Here is a 15,301-nt window from a genome sequence, read left to right on the forward strand (position 1 = left end):
GCGGCATGACGAACACGAAGACGCTCCGGGCCGTGTGGCCCGCCGCCCTGCTCGGCGCGGCCGCCCTGGCCCTGACCGGGTGCGCCACGAACACCGACGCCGGGTCCGACACCACTGCGACCCCGAAGGCCGAGGGGACCCGCATCACCCTGACCCACGACGGCGGCCTGCTGGTCCTCGACCAGGACCTGCGGGTCGTGGCCGACGACGCGATCGACGGCTTCACCCGGGTCAACCCGGCCGGTGACGGACGCCACGTGCTCGTCACCGTGCCCGAGGGCTTCCGGGTCCTCGACACGCAGGCCGAGCCCGCGCTGACCGACGCGGTGTTCCCCGCCGACACCGGGGGCCACGCGGTCGTCCACGGCGACCGCACCGCCCTGTTCGCCGACGGCACCGGCGACGTGACGACGTTCGACCACACCGAACTCGACGGCGCCGACCTGCCCGAGGTCGAGACGACGAAGTCCGAGGCCGCCCACCACGGCGTCGCGATCGAGCTCGAGGACGGCACGCTCCTGACCACCATCGGCACCGAGGAGAGCCGCTCCGGCGTGCGCGCCCTGGACGCCGACGGCAAGGAGACCACCCGGTCCGAGGAGTGCCCCGACGTGCACGGCGAGGGTGCGGTCAAGGGCGAGGTCGCGGTGTTCGGCTGCACCGACGGTGCGCTGGTCTACCAGGACGGCGCGTTCGAGAAGATCGACGCCCCGACCGAGTACGGCCGCACCGGCAACCTGTTCACCACCGAGGACTCGTCCGTCGCGGTCGGCGACTACAACGACGACCCCGACAGCGAGGGCTACCTGCTCGACCAGATCGCCCTGATCGACGCAGCCTCGGGCGAGTACACCGTCGCGGACATGCCCGACGGCGTCGGCTTCACGTTCCGCGACCTGGCCCGCGGCCCCGGCGACGAGGCCGTCGTGCTCGGCGACGACGGCGCCCTGCACACCTTCGACGAGACCACCGGCGAGCAGCTGGAGTCGTACCCGGTGATCGACGCGTGGGAGGGCCCGACCGAGTGGCAGGACGCCCACCCGGCCCTGAAGGTCGCGGGTGACGTCGCCTACGTCACCGACCCCGCCGAGCAGAAGGTCCACGCCGTCGACCTGACCACCGGCAAGGTCATCGCCTCGAGCGACGAGCTGCCTGGTGTGCCCAACGAGATCGCGGTCGCGTAGGGCTGGAACCGACCCGAGACGCAACAGGAGGCCCGTGGCGATCCCGCCACGGGCCTCCTGTCCGCTGTCAGCGCGTGGACCGCGCGACGTCAGCCGCCGTGCGTCAGCCCTTGACCGGGATCGACTGCGCCTTGAGCGCCGCGATGGTCTTGGACTGCCCGGACTCGAGCGCCTCGGCCAACGTGCCCGAGCCGGACGCCGCCTGCCCGAAGCCGTCGGAGACGTCCGAGTAGGTCTGCGTCATCGTCGGGCCCCAGGTGAAGGGCTGGATGTCCTTCGCCGCGGTGGCGAACTCCTCGTAGATCTTCTGGCCGCCGTAGAAGTCGAGCCCCTCGGTCAGGGCCGGCAGGTCGGCGCCGGTGGTCGAGGCCGGGTACAGGTTGGCCTCCTTGTTCAGTGCGGAGAGCGCCTCGGTCGAGGTGTTCAGCCAGACCAGGAACTTCGACGCCTCGGCCGGGTGCTTGCTGCCCGCGAAGACGACGTTCGACGAACCGCCCCAGGCGGCCGACTTGGTCTCACCGGACTTCCACTGCGGCATCGGCGCGACGGCCCACTTGCCCGAGGTCGACGGCGCACCGCTCGAGATGGTGTTCGCACCCCAGACCGCGGAGACCCAGGTCCAGTCCTTGCCGCTGTCGTAGGCGCTGTTCCACTGGTCGGTGAAGCTCGGCAGGGTGTTGACGAGCTTCTTGTCGATCAGGTCCTGCCAGTAGTCGGCGACCTTCTTCGACGCGTCGTCGTTCAGGTTGACCTTCCAGTCCTGGCCCGAGTTCTCGAACCACTGGCCACCGGCCTGCGAGACGAGCCCCGCGAACTGGTTGACGTCTCCCTTGGCGAAGTTGGTGATGTTGCCGCCGAGCGCCTTGATCTTCACGGCGTCCTCGGCGTACTCCTCCCACGTCTTCGGGGCGTCGAGGCCGGCCTTCTCGAACAGGTCCTTGCGGTAGTACAGCGCCATCGGACCGGAGTCCTGCGGCACGGCGTAGACCGACTTCGACTCACCGAAGGTCACCTGGTTCCACAGGCCGTCGGAGAAGTCCTTCTTCGCGTCGCTGATGCCGGCGCACGCGCCGATGTCCTCGAGGCCGCCCTGCACCCGGAACGCCGGCAGGGTGTCGTACTCGACCTGGCCGATGTCCGGCGCCTGCTTGGCCTTCAGCTGGTTGAAGAAGTTCTGGTAGGTGCCGCTGTTGCCGTTCGCGACGATCGAGACCTTGACCTGGATGTCCGGGTTGGCCTTGTTCCAGATCGCGACGACCTTGTCCATGTTCGGCACCCAGGTCGTGAAGTCGAGGGTGACCTTGCCGTCCGAGGGCTTGCAGCTGGCGGCAGTGCTGTCGGATCCGCCGCCGCTGCTGCTGCCGCCGGTGCTGCAGCCGGCGAGGGCCACGGTGGCGGCCACGGCGATCGCGGCGACGCTGAGGAACTTCGTTGTCTTCATGCTGTTTCCGTTCGGATGTGGTGTGGGGAGAGCTGGTGCGGGAAGGGGTGCGGGTCGAGGGGCTACTTCAGGCCGCCGGAGCCCAGGCCGGAGCGCCAGAAGCGCTGCAGGCTCAGGAACGCGATGAGCAGCGGGATGATCGAAACGAACGACCCGATGAGCACGAGGGTGCGCAGGTCCGGGTACTGGTTCACGCTCGAGTTCCACGTGTAGAGGCCGAGGGTGACGGGGAACAGCGACGAGTCGCGGAGCATCACGAGCGGCAAGAAGAAGTTGTTCCACACGGCGACGAACTGGAACAGGAAGATCGTCACGAGCGCGGGCGACATGAGCCGGACCGCCACGGTGAAGAACGTCCGGACCTCGCCGGAGCCGTCGATGCGGGCGGCCTCGATGATCTCGTCGGGCACGCTCGACGCCGCGAACAACCGCGACAGGTAGACGCCGAACGGGCTGACGATGCTCGGCAGGAACACCGACCAGAACGTGTCGGTCAGGTCGACCTGGCTGAAGATGAGGAACAGCGGCAGGGCCAGGGCGGTCGCCGGCACGAGCACGCCGCCGAGGAACACGTTGAACAGGACCTCGCGGCCGCGGAACCGGTACTTGGCCAGGGCGTACCCGCACATCGCGGAGAGCACGGTGCCGAGCAGGCCGGCGACCCCGGCGTAGGCGATGCTGTTCAGCAGCCAGCGCAGGTAGATGCCGTCCTGTCGCGTGAACAGCTCGACGAGGTTGCCGAAGAAGTCCTGCACCGAGGTGGCACTGAACCACAGCGAGAACGTCGAGTTGAAGTTCGCCGCGGTCTTGGTGGACGAGACCAGCAGCCAGAAGATCGGCAGCAGGAAGTAGAGGGTGAAGACCCCCATCACGATCATCGCGGCGCTGCGCGAGATGACGCTCTCACGGGGACCGCGCGCTCCGCGCTGGTGCGGACGGGAGGCCCGGTTCGGCTCGAGCGGTCGGCCGGCGTCGCGGACGAGGTCACCTTGGGACGGGGCGTTGACGGTCATTCGGCGGCCTTCCGCTGGGTCAGTCGGAGGAACCCGATCGACAGGACGAACGTGGCGACGGCGAGGACGACCGAGAACGCCGCGGCGAGGTTGAAGTTCGGCACCGAGGACGTCGAGTAGACGAGCATGTTCGGCGTGAACGTCGACGAGATGGTCGAGGTGAACTGGCGGAACACGGTCGGCTCGGTCAGCAGCTGCAGGGTGCCGATGACGGAGAACACCGCGGTGAGGACGATGGCCGGCACCACGAGCGGGATCTTGATCGACAGGGCGATCCGGAGCTGGGACGCACCGTCGAGCTTCGCCGCCTCGTACACCTCGGCGGGGATCGCGAGGAGCGACGAGTAGATGATGAGCATGTTGTAGCCCACGTAGACCCAGGTCACGACGTTGGCGACGGCCCACAGCACGGTGCTGCCGCCGAGCAGGTCGACCCGCGAGGTCACCGCGGAGAACGGCGACAGGTCGGGGGCGTAGAGGTAGCCCCACATGATCGCGGCGATGACGCCGGGAACCGCGTACGGCGCGAAGAACGCCAGGCGGAAGAACCGCTTGCCGCGCAGCAGCGGGGAGTCCAGCAGCAGGGCGAACAGGAGCGCGAGCCCGAGCATCACCGGCACCTGCACGACGCCGAACAGCAGCACGCGGAGCACGGAGCTCCAGAACTCGCCGTCCTGGAACACCAGGGCGTACTGGCTCAGACCGCCGAAGACCTGCGTCGGGGCGCCGAACGTGCCCTGCCGCTCGATCTTCTGCAGCGACTCCCACACGGCGTAGAGGATGGGGACCAGGTAGAACGCCGTGAACAGGACGGCGAACGGCAGGACGAAGATCGCGATCGCGCGGCGGTAGCGGAACCCGCCGCCCCGGCGTCGTCGGGTCGCGCTGGGCGACTGTGCGGTGGTGGTCATGAGCGGTTCCTGTCGGTGCGGATGATCTGGGTCCCGCCGGGGGCGATGGCGGTGGTCCCGGTGACGGGGCGGTCGGCGACGAGCTCGTGGCCGGCCTCGTGGTGCTCCACGGTGCGGTCGGAGTGGTTCAGCAGGAAGACCCACTCGTGGGTGTCGTCCCGGCGTCGCACGACCTCGAGTCCGGGGCGGACGGCGGGGTCGGCGCGCACCCCGGCCTCGTCGAGGACGCGGTGGACGAACCCGCCCAGCGCACCGGCGTCGAGCACCGTGGACGTGTACCAGGCGGTCCCGGCGCCGTGCTCGTTGCGGGTGACGGCCGGGCGGCCGGCGAGCGGCCCCTCGGCGTAGTCGACGACGCTCGTCGCACCGCGCAGCTCGACCGGCTCCGACCAGACGCTGCCGGTCGTGCCGTCGGACAGCGCGATCGTGGCGTCGGCGGCGAGCGGGAAGAACTCGTCCACCCGCACGCCGAGCAGGTCACGGAAGGCGCCCGGGTAACCGCCGGTGCGGACCCGGTCGCGCTCGTCGACGATGCCGCTGAAGCAGCTGACGATCGCGTGCCCGCCGCCGGCGACGTGGTCGGCGATGACGGCCGCGTGCTCGTCGCGGACCAGGTACAGCTCGGGGACGACGACGAGCGCGTACCCGTCGAGCGGTGCCCCGGGGGCGACGACGTCGACGGTCACGCCGAGGTCCCAGAGCGCGGCGTGGATGGCGTGGACCTGCTCCAGGTAGCGGAGCGCGGTGCTGGGGTGGGCCTCGAGGTCGGCGGCCCACTGGTTCTCCCAGCTGAACACGAGCGCGACGTCGGCGACGACGCGCGACCCGCGCAGTTCGCCGAGCCGCTCGACCAGGGCGCCGAGCGCGACCACGTCGTGCCAGGTCCCCGACTCGGTGCCGGCGTGCGGCAGCAGCGCGGAGTGGAACTTCTCGCTGCCCTGCACGGATGCGCGCCACTGGAAGAAGCAGACCCCGTCGGCCCCGCGGGCGATGTGCGCCGCGGTGTTCCGGAGCATCTCGCCCGGGGCCTTCGCGACGTTGTGCGGCTGCCAGTTGACGGCACCCGTCGAGTGCTCCATGAGCAGCCAGGGGGCGCCGCCGGCCAGGCCACGCGTGGTGTCGGCGGCGAAGGCGAGCTCGACGTGCGGCCGGGGCAGGCGGTGGTCCAGGTAGTGGTCGTTCGCGATGACGTCCATGTCGCCGGCCCACGACCAGTAGTCGAGCGCCGTGATGTGCGCGGCGACCATGAAGTTCGTCGTGACGGGCTTGTCGCTCAGCTCGCGCAGGACGGCGGCCTCGGCGCGGTGGTGGTCGAGGAGCTCGTCGGACGAGAACCGGTCGAAGTCGATGGTCTGCGCCGGGTTCGTGAACGACAGCGTCGCGCGGGGCGGCAGCACCTGCTCCCACGCGGAGTAGCGCTGGCTCCAGAACGAGGTGCCCCAGGCGGCGTTGAGTGCGTCGACCGTGCCGTACCGGGCCTGCAGCCAACCGCGGAACGCCTGGGCGGAGACGTCGCAGTAGCAGTGCGCGTTGTGGCAGCCGAGCTCGTTCGACACGTGCCAGAGCCGCACGGCGGGGTGGTCGCCGTAGCGCTCGGCGGTGGCGCGGACCAGGGCGAGGGCGTGCTCGCGGTAGACCGGGGAGCTCGGGCAGAACGCCTGGCGGCCACCGGGCCAGCGGGTGGTGCCGTCGGCGACGACGGGCAGGACCTCGGGGTACCGGGTGGTGAGCCACGGCGGCGTCGAGGCGGTGCCCGTGCCGAGGTCGACCCCGATGCCCGCGCCGTGCAGCAGCTCGATGACGGTGTCGAGCGCGGCGAAGTCGTACTCGCCCTGCCGCGGCTCGACGTGCGACCAGCCGAAGACGTTGATCGCGACGAGGTTCACGCCGGCCTCGCGCATGAGCCGGACGTCCTCGACCCACACCTCGGGGTCCCACTGCTCGGGGTTGTAGTCGCACCCGAACGCGAGGCCCGTCGAGCCGAGGCCGAGCGCGCCGGTGGCGGTCGTCGGCAGGGTGGTGGTCGTCACGGGGATCCTCGCTGATCGGGGCGACCCCGGCCGCCTCGGTCGCGTGCGACCCCTTCGACGGCGAAGACCACCCAGTGTTCTGGGAGCGCTCCCAGTCCGCACCGGCCGATCGGGGCCGGATGTTTCTGGGAGCGCTCCCAGATCAAACACCAGCGGCTGCACCCTGTCAACTGCGAGGCGTTCCGAGGGCTCCTCAGCGCCGGATATGGTTGCCCCATGTCCGAGGCCCGATCCGCTCGTCAGCGCGCCACGATCCAGGACGTCGCCGACGAAGCCGGGATGTCGCGCGGCACCGTCTCACGGGTGCTCAACGACGAGCCGTACGTGTCCCCGAAGGCGCGCGAGGCCGTGCAGGACGCCGTCCGACGCGTCGGCTACGTGCGCAGCGCCGCCGCCCGCAGCCTGGTCACCCGGCGTTCCGGGGCGATCGCGCTCATCGTCCACGAACCCTCGGTCGTGGTGCTCGACGACCCCAACATCGGCAACATCCTGATCGGCACGAACGCCGTGCTGTCCGACGCCGACCAGCAGCTCGTCACGATCATGGTCGACTCCGCCCGAGACAGCGAACGCGTCGTCGAGTACCTGCGCGGCGGGTTCGTCGACGGCGCCATCGTGCTGTCCGCCCGCGACGGCGACCCGATCACCGGCGCGATCGAGGAGATCGGCATGCCCGCGTGCTTCGTCGGGCACCCGTCCGACGCCGCGAACATCTCGTACATCGGCATCGACAACCGCGCCGCAGCCGAGCAGATCACCCGGCGCCTTGTCGACACCGGTCGACGCCGGATCGGGATGCTCGCGTCCGGGCTCGACCGCGACTCCGGCCAGGACCGCCTGGCGGGGTTCACCGCGGCACTCGGCGAGCGCTTCGACCCCGACCTCGTCGCCCGGAACCCCCTGTTCAGCTACACCGCCGGCGCCGAGGGCATGCGCGAGCTGCTCGAGCGAGCCCCGGACATCGACGGGGTGTTCGCTGCGTCCGACGCCGTCGCCGCCGGTGCGATGGACGTCCTGCAGCGCAGCGGCCGGAGCGTGCCGGGTGACGTCGGAGTGGTCGGGTTCGACGACAGCGCCTGGGCGCTGCGGTGCGACCCGCAGCTGTCGACGGTGCGGCAGCCGGCGCGCCTGCTCGGCGAGCAGGCGGCGCACCAGGTCCTCGAGCAGATCGGCGGCACCGACGACGGTCCACGCGGTCTGCTGTTGCCGACGGAGGTCGTCTGGCGCGGGTCCGCGTAGCCGGCCGCGGACGGACGGGAGGCCCGTGGCGGCGTCGCCACGGGCCTCCCGTTCGTCCATGGGTGCGTCCTGCACCCGGCCGGGTCAGCCCTGCGGGGGCGAGTACAGCTGCAGGTCGTTGCCCTCGCTGTCCTTGAAGGGGATGATCTTGCCCCACGGGTGCTCGCTGATCTCGCCCTGGATGTCCGCGCCGCGCTCCTTGAGCGCGGCGACCTCGTCCTCGATGCTGCCGTCCGGCTGGAACGACACGACGGCGCCGCCGTCGCTCGCCTGGCTGGCGGACTCGCGCCCGTTCAGGCCGATCATCAGGCCGCCGGCGTCGATCTCGCTCCAGTCGTCGGACTGGTCCTTGACGGTGAGACCGAGCGTGTCGCGGTAGAACGCGACGGCGCGCTCCATGTCGCTGACCGGGACCCAGACTGCTGCGACTCCACTTGCCATGGTGTTTCCTCTCGTCGTGGTGTGCTGTGGACGGTAGGCAGCGCTCGTGCACGGAGGCACAGGCTCGGTGTCCCCCGGCGCCGGGTCAGCCAGCGGCCGGACGCCACATGCTGATCGGGGTCGCCGCGCGGAACCCCGCGATCGGCGCACCGTCCGTGAACCCGTGCCGTCGGTACAGCCGACGGTTCACGGGGGTGGAGGACTCCAGGTACGCGCCCTCCGCGGTCCGGTCCGCGCGCTCGAGTGCGTGGCCGAGCAGCAGTCCGCCGATGCCCCGACCCCGCGCTGACGCCGACACCCCGATCTCGGCGAGGTACCAGTGCGGGGCGACCGGTCGGGCGCGCTCCATGCGGCGCAGGTGGGCCAGCGCACGGAGCGCCCCGCTGATCCCCAGGGCCCGGAGGAACGCCGGCACCTGCCGCACGAAGGCCCGGACGCCACCGGGCTGCCGACCGGGCGCCTGCCAGAAGGCGGCGCCGACCACCCGGTCACCGATCGTGGCGACGTCCACCCGTCGCGCGGGCATCGGCACCGACCGGATGAGCGCGGCGAACAGCCCGGTCAGCACGGCCGGGCGATCCTCACCGGGTCGCGGCGGCCGGAACTCGGCGAGCACCGGGTCGTCGGCGAAGGCCTCGGCGAGGACGGCCGCGGCTGCCTCGAGCTCGGCGGGTCCTGCTGCTCGGACGACGGTCTCCATGCTGACTCCTCGGGTGTTCGGTGATTTGGCCACCTGGCCGACTTCATCTTCGTGGCCGGTCCTGCACGCGCCCCGTACGCTTCCTGTGATGACCGACGAGCAGCAGACGCGCGGGTACCGCAGCCGACAGGTCCGGCGTGCGGAACTGCTCGACGCCGCCGCCCTGGTCGTGCGGGACGACGGCCTGCGCGGCCTCACCACCCGGGCCGTCGCCGCCCGAGCCGGCGTCGCCCACGGTGTCGTGCACTACGCCTTCGGTGCGCGGCGCAACCTGGTCGTCGCGCTCCTCGAGCGGCAGGCGCGTGCGGTCCTGCCGCCGGTGCTCGCGGCCGCCGACGAGCACGACGACCTCGCCGCCGCGCTCGAGGCGGGGATCTCGGCGTACCTCGACCTGGTACGGCGCGAACCCGAGCGGTTCCGGGTGCTCGAGGCCCTCAGCGCGACAGCCCTCGCCCCGGACGGCGACGGGGACCTGCTCGACGCCGAACGACGGCTCTGGCGCGACGGCGTGGTGGCCGGGATCGAGCGATGGACCGCGCGGCACGGGGCGGCGCCGTCCGAGCCGGTGCCCGTGGTCGCCGACGCCGTGATCACCCTGGTGGACGGACTCGCCCGCGCCGCGTGGAGCGATCCGGACGGCACCGCGACCGCCCGATCGCGGGCGTTGCTGGTGCGCGGATTGACCACCGCGGTGACCGCCGCCGTGACCGCCGAGCACTGACCTGCAAACCGACCGGGGAAGCGCTCCGAATGTCATGTGTGCCGCACACCGCGGCGCGTACAGAAAAGAGGGCTGATCATGACCAGCAGCGCAGCAACCGCACGCACCACCTCCGGTTCGACGTGGACCCAGCGGGGCGCGTTCGTCTTCGGTGTCGTCTTCCTGATCGTCGGCATCGCCGGGTTCATCCCCGGACTCACCATGGACATGGGCTCGATGTCCATGGCCGGCCACGGCTCCATGGCCCTGCTCCTGGGCCTGTTCCAGGTGTCCGTCCTGCACAACATCGTGCACCTGCTCTTCGGCATCGTCGGGCTGCTCGCCGCCCGCCGTGCGGCCTCCGCACGCCTGTACCTCGTCGCCGGCGGCATCGTCTACGCGGTGCTCTTCGTCTACGGGCTCTTCACCGCGGGCATGGCGGGTGGCGCGAACTTCGTGCCGCTGAACAGCGCGGACAACGTGCTGCACGCCTTCCTGGCCGTCGCGATGATCGTGCTCGGCTTCGTCCTGCCGCGGATCGGGACGCGCACCGCGCGCTGAACCGCAGCACACACCGGACGGGAGGCCCGTGGCGACACCGCCACGGGCCTCCCGTCCATCGTCAGGGGCGTCCGTCGTCCGCGTCGACGACACCCGGGGTCGGGGTCGTGCCCGTGAAGGCGTCGCGCATCGCGCCGACACCGCGCTGCGGGTGGGCGCGGTCCAGGTACTTCGCCCGCGACTCCTTGCGCGGTTCCGGATCGGTGCGCATCGCCTGGTTCCGGTCCTGCTGCAGCGCGCTGTCCACCTCGCCCTCGCGGTTGAACGACCACATGAGCATCGGATCGCCGATCGGCAGGTCGTGTGCGGGCTGCGAACCCATCGGGGTGCTGTGCCAGGTGTGCCAGGTCTTGCCGTACGAGTTCACCAGGTGCCCCATCAGCTCGGTCTCCACCGCGATCGGCAGGCCCGGGGCGACGAGTTCACCGGAGAACACCTCGTGGTTGTGCGGGTGCCACGACGCCTGCTCGTCCTCGGGCAGGGACTCGAAGAGCCGCTCGGACACGATGTACTCGATGCCGATCAGGTTCGCATCGGCGGTGTTGCCGTCGAAGAGCACGCACTGCAGCATCTCGGCGTTCACCACCTTGCAGAAGTGGTGCGCCTCCATCTGCACGTCGGGCTCACCCTTCACGCAGTGGAAGCCGACCACGTAGACGTCGAAGCCCCGCAGCGGCGCCGAGGTCTGCAGCACGGCGGCGCCCCGGTCGAGCAGGGCGAGCTCGAAGCCGCCGGCCGCTCCGGGCGGGGTGACACCGGTCTTCCGGTCGTGCACGGTGGGGTTCAGGGGCATGGGGGGCGTCCTTCCGTCCGTTCGAGGTGGGCGCCATGCAACCCGGCAGCCCCTCGGAACGCTGTGCGGTTGCGGCGTACTGTCCGCTGCATGCCCGCACTCATCGACACGTTCACCCTGTCCAACGGTCTGCACATCCCGAAGATCGGCTTCGGCACCTGGCAGATCCCGTCCGGCTCCGACGCGTACGACGCCACGAAGACCGCCCTCGACCTCGGCTACCGTCACATCGACACCGCCCTGGCGTACGGCAACGAGGCGAGCGTCGGCGAGGCCGTCCGCGACAGCGGCATCCCCCGCGACGAACTCTTCATCACCACGAAGCTGCCGGCCGAGATCAAGACGGCCTCGGGCGCCCGCGACGCCTTCGAGGAGTCGAGCCGCAACCTCGACCTCGGACACGTCGACCTGTACCTGATCCACGCGCCGTGGCCCTGGAGTGACATGGGCTCCGACCACCGCGACGGCAACGTCGAGGTCTGGAAGGTCTTCGAAGAGCTCTACGACGCCGGCCGCACCAAGAGCATCGGCGTCTCGAACTTCGCCGTCGCCGACCTCGAGGACCTGCTCGGCCGCACGGACGTCGTCCCGCACGCCAACCAGATCCGCTGGTTCATCGGCAACACCCAGGACGAGACGACCGCCTTCGACCGCGAGCACGACATCCTGACCGAGGGCTACTCCCCGCTCGCCACCGGAGGACTGCTCGAGAACGAGCAGATCGCCGAGATCGCGGCGAAGTACGACAAGACCGTCGCCCAGGTCGCGATCCGCTACCTGCTCGAGAAGGACGTCCTGCCGCTGCCGAAGTCCACCACCCCGTCGCGCATCGCCGAGAACGCCGACGTCGACTTCGTGCTCGCCGCCGAGGACGTGGCCGCGCTCGACGCGCTCGAGGACACCGCGAACTGACGCGGCCCCACCCCGGACCGGAGGCGCGGTGCCAGCTGGCACCGCGCCTCCGGTCCGTACACGGCCGAGTCACGGGCGAGCCTCACCCGCCGTGCGTTCGCACCGTGCCTGGCGGGCTGCTTCGTGCCGCCTGGTCGCTCCGGGCACCCGACCAGCTTCAGCCCATCACGGGTTCTGTCTCGCACCTCGACCTCCACACCGGGTAACGGATCCGCTGCCGGGCGCGTCGTTCGGTTCAGGCGCGCACTGCGATCCGGTCGAGTGCTTGTGTCAGTTCGGCGCTTTGCCGGGGTCCGCCGTGCCCTTCGTCCTCCACGATGGTGAGTGCGCTCTGCGGGAGACCCCTGTGGAGCCGCCAGGCCGTCACCGCCGGGCCGCTGATGTCTCTTCGGCCGTGCACGAGGGTGGTGGGGATGTGTTGAATGCGGTCGAGCCGAGCCAGGATCGCGTTGTCTCCGGGCATGAAGGCGTCGTTGCTCCAGTAGTGCGTTACCAGTCGGGCGAACTCCTCACGGCTATCAGGGCCGATGTGTCCTTCGTTCCGAAGCTCAGGATGGTCCAAGGAGACGTGCACGTTCTCCCACCTGTCCCAAGCAGCAGCTGCCGCTTCGCGAGTCGAGGCATCCGAAGACGCGAGGAGACGGGCATACGCGTCGACGACCCGCTCGCCGGAACGTCGCTGGCTGGCGCGTTCGAACTCGTCCCATTCGGCCGGGAACAATCGACCGACGCCCTCCGTGATCCAATCGACCTCGCCCCGGCTAGTCGTTGTGACGGCCACGAGTGCGAGTGCACGAACACGTTGCGGGTGTTGTTGTGCGTACGCCAACGCGAGCGTAGTTCCCCAGGAGATTCCGGTGACGACCCAGGCGTCAACCCCGAGAGTTCGGCGGACGGCTTCAATGTCATCGATGAGCTGCTGAGTGTTCTGTCGATCCATCCCGCTGGTCAAACCGCCTGCAGGGCGGCTCCTGCCGGTGCCGCGTTGGTCGATTCCGATGAGTCGGTATCGTGCCGGGTCGAAGTGAGTGCGGTACCAGCCGCTTCCGAGTGATCCTCCGGGACCTCCGTGGAGCCAGAGGGCAGCGGTGCCGTCGGCGTTGCCCGACTCTTCACAGTAGATCCCGGCCCCTCCGTCCGCGTCGACCGTGCTCAGCCGGAAGGGCTCGTACCGGTCGTGAGTCACCGCTCCAAGCTATCGAAGACTGCACCGCGTGTGGTCTTGTTGGACGATCGACTACCGGTCGCGCGAGCGGTAGGCAGCTGCGATGCAACGCTCTCTCTGGCGACCGCGCCCCCCCAGGCTCACCCCCTTCCCCCTATGCTGTGTAGATATACAGGTTGCGATGGACGCGGCCGGACGCGAGGGGTGTCATGAAGCTTGGTTTGGGTTCACTCGGAGTGGTGCTGACGGGGGCGTTGGTTCTGGCAGCGGCTGGTCCTGCAACTGCGGATGAAGCGCTAGGGCCGCAGGAGAATGCGCTGCGCCGGGCGCTTTCTGCGCGACAGTCCACGCCGGTGTCGTCGACCGCGCCGGCACTGAGCGGGCAACTGGAGCGCGATGGCGCCGCCGTCTCTGCTCCGGCCCTGGGGCAGGAGCAGCTGACGATTGCACTTCCCGGAGACGAGCGTGACGGCGAAGCCAACGGCGACCTCGCGCTCGAAGTCACTGAGGGGGACGATTTCTCGACCGCCGTCCAGGCGACGGGCAGCGGTACTTTCCGGGCACTACTGCACATCGAATCAGCGGCAGCACCGACCGAGTACGCGTTCGAGGTCGGAGACGACACTGAGCTCATCCCGCTGGAGGACGGCGGTGTGAGCGTACGCAACCGAGATGGCGATCTCATCGGGTTCTTCGAGCCCGCCTGGGCGGTGGACGCAGCAGGTGGAAGCGTTGCTACTTCCTACGAGGTTCGCGATTCAACCCTCGTGCAGCACGTGGCGTTCACGTCCAGCACGGCCTTCCCCGTTGTCGCAGACCCGTTCTGGATCCCCGCACTGCTGGTGATGGCACGTATCAGTGCTCATGCCGCTTCGCGGGCCGCTGCCCGCGGTGTGAGCCAAGCCATGATCAAGCAGGTTGTTCAGAACGGCAAGAAGACGGCGGGGAACAAGGGCACCTCCGTCTTCACTCAGGGCTCGGGTAAAAACAAGATTCGGGTGATCGTTGACAACAAGACCGGCAACGTCATCACTGTCACGAAGGGCTAGACCATGCGCATCACCTACGACCAGACCGTGGACGCGGCGTACATCTCGCTCGTCGACGAGATCGCAGACGGAGCTGTTGCACGGCAGCTGCACTCCCTGGCTACTCCCGGCGAGCTCGGGGAGGTGACGCTCGACTTCGACGAGAACGGGCTGCTCCTCGGGATCGAGGTTCTGGGCGCCACCAAGGTGCTGCCGAAGGAAGTCCTCGCAGCCGCTCAGGCCTGACGCCATCCGAAGGGGCCGCGACAACCTCCTGTCGCGGCCCCTTCGGTGTTTCAACTGAGCGTGTGAGCCCCGACGGGCGTGCTGCTGAACGACCGGCTGTCTCTCATGGTCGATGGTTGAGGAGCTTCGTCTCAGCTCAGGCCCGCGCAGGAGCTGGTGAGACCCTGCGCGACAGTAGCCCCGCAGCCGCGACAACAGCGGCAGTACGTCGCGCCTCCAGGTCGGTGTCCGGAACCGGTCGATCGTTCGCCGGGTGCGGGGGCCGCGAGCATCGGACGCTGTCCCGCATCAGGGGCTCGCCACCCCATGACACGTTCGCCCGCTCAGCGCTCTGCGGTGTCGTACTCGAGGAGTCCGTCGTCTTCCAGCCGCTGCAACCGGTCCGCGAACCGGTCGGCGGCCGCGTCGCCTCGGATCGCTACTCCTGTGATCGAGCCCCACGTCTCGACGGCGCCGCCGAATTCGTGGATGACATCGTGAGCGATGCGGAAGGCGCTTTCATCGCGAGGACTGATCCTGAAGACCCAAGACTGTCCCCGGTCGACACGTCCTCCGTACTCGAGCTGTCCGGTCGAAGTGTTCTCGACCGTCTTGATGATGTCTCCGAGATGGACGTTCTTCGCGAACAAGGGGACGCAGCTGACAACGTAGCGGCCGTCGTCGAGGACGATGATCGTCAGGTCTTCGTAGCGGATCGTGTCCCACGACGGGTCAAGCTCCACCCGGACGACCTTCTCGACGCCGAGCACTGGGTTCTCGTGCGTGACGACGGTGTAGTCCGGCATTCCCACGATTCCTTTCCCCTTCGAGCTGGTCGCCTCCGGTCCGTCAGATGGCGCACTTCACCCGATCTTCCGCAGCCCGAGCGCAGCCTTCTTCCGCACCCACGGGCGGTCATCGGTCAACTTCTCCTCCAAGGCCTCGCGCGCTCGCGGGT

16 protein-coding genes are annotated in these 15,301 nt (G+C 69.6%); 7 read left to right on the top strand and 9 right to left on the bottom strand.

Annotation, left to right across the window (positions count from 1 at the left end):
• Positions 1-5: 5 nt before the first annotated feature.
• Positions 6-1,184, top strand: a complete 1,179-nt coding sequence (locus BR70_RS0118335) for a hypothetical protein (RefSeq protein ID WP_027467226.1) — start codon at positions 6-8, stop codon at positions 1,182-1,184.
• A 103-nt stretch (positions 1,185-1,287) separates the two neighbouring features.
• Here BR70_RS0118335 and BR70_RS0118340 read toward each other — a convergent pair whose 3' ends face one another.
• The 4 genes from BR70_RS0118340 to BR70_RS0118355 form a co-directional block, all read right to left on the bottom strand.
• Positions 1,288-2,625, bottom strand: coding sequence for an ABC transporter substrate-binding protein (locus BR70_RS0118340; RefSeq protein ID WP_027467227.1), 1,338 nt, complete (start codon positions 2,623-2,625; stop codon positions 1,288-1,290).
• Between the two features lie 62 nt (positions 2,626-2,687).
• A complete protein-coding gene (locus tag BR70_RS0118345) occupies positions 2,688-3,638 on the bottom strand; it encodes a carbohydrate ABC transporter permease (protein WP_231495739.1) in 951 nt (316 codons plus the stop codon).
• Positions 3,635-4,549 carry a carbohydrate ABC transporter permease gene (locus BR70_RS0118350; RefSeq protein ID WP_027467229.1) on the bottom strand — a complete coding sequence of 305 codons (915 nt, stop codon included), beginning with the start codon at positions 4,547-4,549 and terminating at the stop codon, positions 3,635-3,637. Before BR70_RS0118350 ends, BR70_RS0118345 begins: the two co-directional genes overlap by 4 nt.
• Positions 4,546-6,579 (bottom strand): beta-galactosidase, encoded by a 2,034-nt coding sequence (locus tag BR70_RS0118355; protein ID WP_027467230.1) that lies wholly within the window; start codon positions 6,577-6,579, stop codon positions 4,546-4,548. The genes BR70_RS0118350 and BR70_RS0118355 overlap by 4 nt, the downstream gene beginning before the upstream one ends.
• 216 nt (positions 6,580-6,795) lie before the next feature.
• Between BR70_RS0118355 and BR70_RS0118360 the strand changes: the two genes are divergently transcribed.
• Positions 6,796-7,818, top strand: coding sequence for a LacI family DNA-binding transcriptional regulator (locus BR70_RS0118360; protein ID WP_027467231.1), 1,023 nt, complete (start codon positions 6,796-6,798; stop codon positions 7,816-7,818).
• An 84-nt stretch (positions 7,819-7,902) separates the two neighbouring features.
• Here the strand turns inward: BR70_RS0118360 and BR70_RS0118365 are convergent, their stop codons facing one another.
• Together BR70_RS0118365 and BR70_RS0118370 are read right to left on the bottom strand one after the other, a co-directional pair.
• Positions 7,903-8,259: a VOC family protein gene (locus BR70_RS0118365; protein WP_027467232.1), complete on the bottom strand. Its 357-nt coding sequence runs from the start codon at positions 8,257-8,259 to the stop codon at positions 7,903-7,905.
• Positions 8,260-8,344: 85 nt separating this feature from the next.
• Positions 8,345-8,959, bottom strand: coding sequence for a GNAT family N-acetyltransferase (locus BR70_RS0118370; protein WP_027467233.1), 615 nt, complete (start codon positions 8,957-8,959; stop codon positions 8,345-8,347).
• 88 nt (positions 8,960-9,047) lie between these two features.
• Here BR70_RS0118370 and BR70_RS22660 point away from each other — a divergent pair, with 88 nt between their 5' ends.
• Together BR70_RS22660 and BR70_RS0118380 are read left to right on the top strand one after the other, a co-directional pair.
• The gene (locus BR70_RS22660; protein WP_051597127.1) at positions 9,048-9,680 is read left to right on the top strand and encodes a TetR family transcriptional regulator; all 633 of its coding nucleotides are present in this window, start codon (positions 9,048-9,050) and stop codon (positions 9,678-9,680) included.
• Positions 9,681-9,758: 78 nt separating this feature from the next.
• Complete coding sequence (locus BR70_RS0118380) at positions 9,759-10,220, top strand: DUF4383 domain-containing protein (RefSeq protein ID WP_027467234.1); 462 nt, start codon at positions 9,759-9,761, stop codon at positions 10,218-10,220.
• Between the two features lie 61 nt (positions 10,221-10,281).
• On the opposite strand, the gene BR70_RS0118385 is transcribed toward BR70_RS0118380, so the two are convergent.
• Entirely contained in the window at positions 10,282-11,013 is a 732-nt protein-coding gene (locus tag BR70_RS0118385; RefSeq protein WP_081827477.1) for an OBAP family protein, read from the bottom strand.
• 90 nt (positions 11,014-11,103) lie between these two features.
• Here BR70_RS0118385 and BR70_RS0118390 point away from each other — a divergent pair, with 90 nt between their 5' ends.
• Positions 11,104-11,925 carry an aldo/keto reductase gene (locus BR70_RS0118390; RefSeq protein WP_027467236.1) on the top strand — a complete coding sequence of 274 codons (822 nt, stop codon included), beginning with the start codon at positions 11,104-11,106 and terminating at the stop codon, positions 11,923-11,925.
• Positions 11,926-12,160: 235 nt separating this feature from the next.
• Here the strand turns inward: BR70_RS0118390 and BR70_RS0118395 are convergent, their stop codons facing one another.
• The gene (locus BR70_RS0118395; RefSeq protein ID WP_051597128.1) at positions 12,161-13,111 is read right to left on the bottom strand and encodes an alpha/beta fold hydrolase; all 951 of its coding nucleotides are present in this window, start codon (positions 13,109-13,111) and stop codon (positions 12,161-12,163) included.
• A gap of 188 nt (positions 13,112-13,299) precedes the next feature.
• Here BR70_RS0118395 and BR70_RS0118400 point away from each other — a divergent pair, with 188 nt between their 5' ends.
• Together BR70_RS0118400 and BR70_RS0118405 are read left to right on the top strand one after the other, a co-directional pair.
• Complete coding sequence (locus BR70_RS0118400; protein ID WP_155896958.1) at positions 13,300-14,139, top strand: DUF4258 domain-containing protein; 840 nt, start codon at positions 13,300-13,302, stop codon at positions 14,137-14,139.
• A gap of 3 nt (positions 14,140-14,142) precedes the next feature.
• On the top strand, positions 14,143-14,364 hold the full coding sequence (locus BR70_RS0118405; RefSeq protein ID WP_027467239.1) for a DUF2283 domain-containing protein: 222 nt from the start codon (positions 14,143-14,145) through the stop codon (positions 14,362-14,364).
• Positions 14,365-14,687: 323 nt separating this feature from the next.
• On the opposite strand, the gene BR70_RS0118410 is transcribed toward BR70_RS0118405, so the two are convergent.
• On the bottom strand, positions 14,688-15,149 hold the full coding sequence (locus tag BR70_RS0118410; protein ID WP_027467240.1) for a DUF4265 domain-containing protein: 462 nt from the start codon (positions 15,147-15,149) through the stop codon (positions 14,688-14,690).
• Positions 15,150-15,301: the final 152 nt, after the last annotated feature.

It is taken from the genome of Curtobacterium sp. UNCCL17, assembly GCF_000686685.1.
GTDB classification, from domain to species: Bacteria; Actinomycetota; Actinomycetes; order Actinomycetales; family Microbacteriaceae; genus Curtobacterium; species Curtobacterium flaccumfaciens.

What these genes read in the sequence shown, in the direction of transcription:
- BR70_RS0118365 (WP_027467232.1), bottom strand. Translation starts at nt 8,259, where the DNA reads ATGGCAAGTGGAGTCGCAGCAGTCTGGGTCCCGGTCAGCGACATGGAG.
- BR70_RS0118380 (WP_027467234.1), top strand. Translation starts at nt 9,759, where the DNA reads ATGACCAGCAGCGCAGCAACCGCACGCACCACCTCCGGTTCGACGTGG.
- BR70_RS22660 (WP_051597127.1), top strand. Translation starts at nt 9,048, where the DNA reads ATGACCGACGAGCAGCAGACGCGCGGGTACCGCAGCCGACAGGTCCGG.
- BR70_RS0118390 (WP_027467236.1), top strand. Translation starts at nt 11,104, where the DNA reads ATGCCCGCACTCATCGACACGTTCACCCTGTCCAACGGTCTGCACATC.
- BR70_RS0118385 (WP_081827477.1), bottom strand. Translation starts at nt 11,013, where the DNA reads ATGCCCCTGAACCCCACCGTGCACGACCGGAAGACCGGTGTCACCCCG.
- BR70_RS0118410 (WP_027467240.1), bottom strand. Translation starts at nt 15,149, where the DNA reads ATGCCGGACTACACCGTCGTCACGCACGAGAACCCAGTGCTCGGCGTC.
- BR70_RS0118350 (WP_027467229.1), bottom strand. Translation starts at nt 4,549, where the DNA reads ATGACCACCACCGCACAGTCGCCCAGCGCGACCCGACGACGCCGGGGC.
- BR70_RS0118405 (WP_027467239.1), top strand. Translation starts at nt 14,143, where the DNA reads ATGCGCATCACCTACGACCAGACCGTGGACGCGGCGTACATCTCGCTC.
- BR70_RS0118340 (WP_027467227.1), bottom strand. Translation starts at nt 2,625, where the DNA reads ATGAAGACAACGAAGTTCCTCAGCGTCGCCGCGATCGCCGTGGCCGCC.
- BR70_RS0118345 (WP_231495739.1), bottom strand. Translation starts at nt 3,638, where the DNA reads ATGACCGTCAACGCCCCGTCCCAAGGTGACCTCGTCCGCGACGCCGGC.
- BR70_RS0118360 (WP_027467231.1), top strand. Translation starts at nt 6,796, where the DNA reads ATGTCCGAGGCCCGATCCGCTCGTCAGCGCGCCACGATCCAGGACGTC.
- BR70_RS0118335 (WP_027467226.1), top strand. Translation starts at nt 6, where the DNA reads ATGACGAACACGAAGACGCTCCGGGCCGTGTGGCCCGCCGCCCTGCTC.
- BR70_RS0118400 (WP_155896958.1), top strand. Translation starts at nt 13,300, where the DNA reads ATGAAGCTTGGTTTGGGTTCACTCGGAGTGGTGCTGACGGGGGCGTTG.
- BR70_RS0118370 (WP_027467233.1), bottom strand. Translation starts at nt 8,959, where the DNA reads ATGGAGACCGTCGTCCGAGCAGCAGGACCCGCCGAGCTCGAGGCAGCC.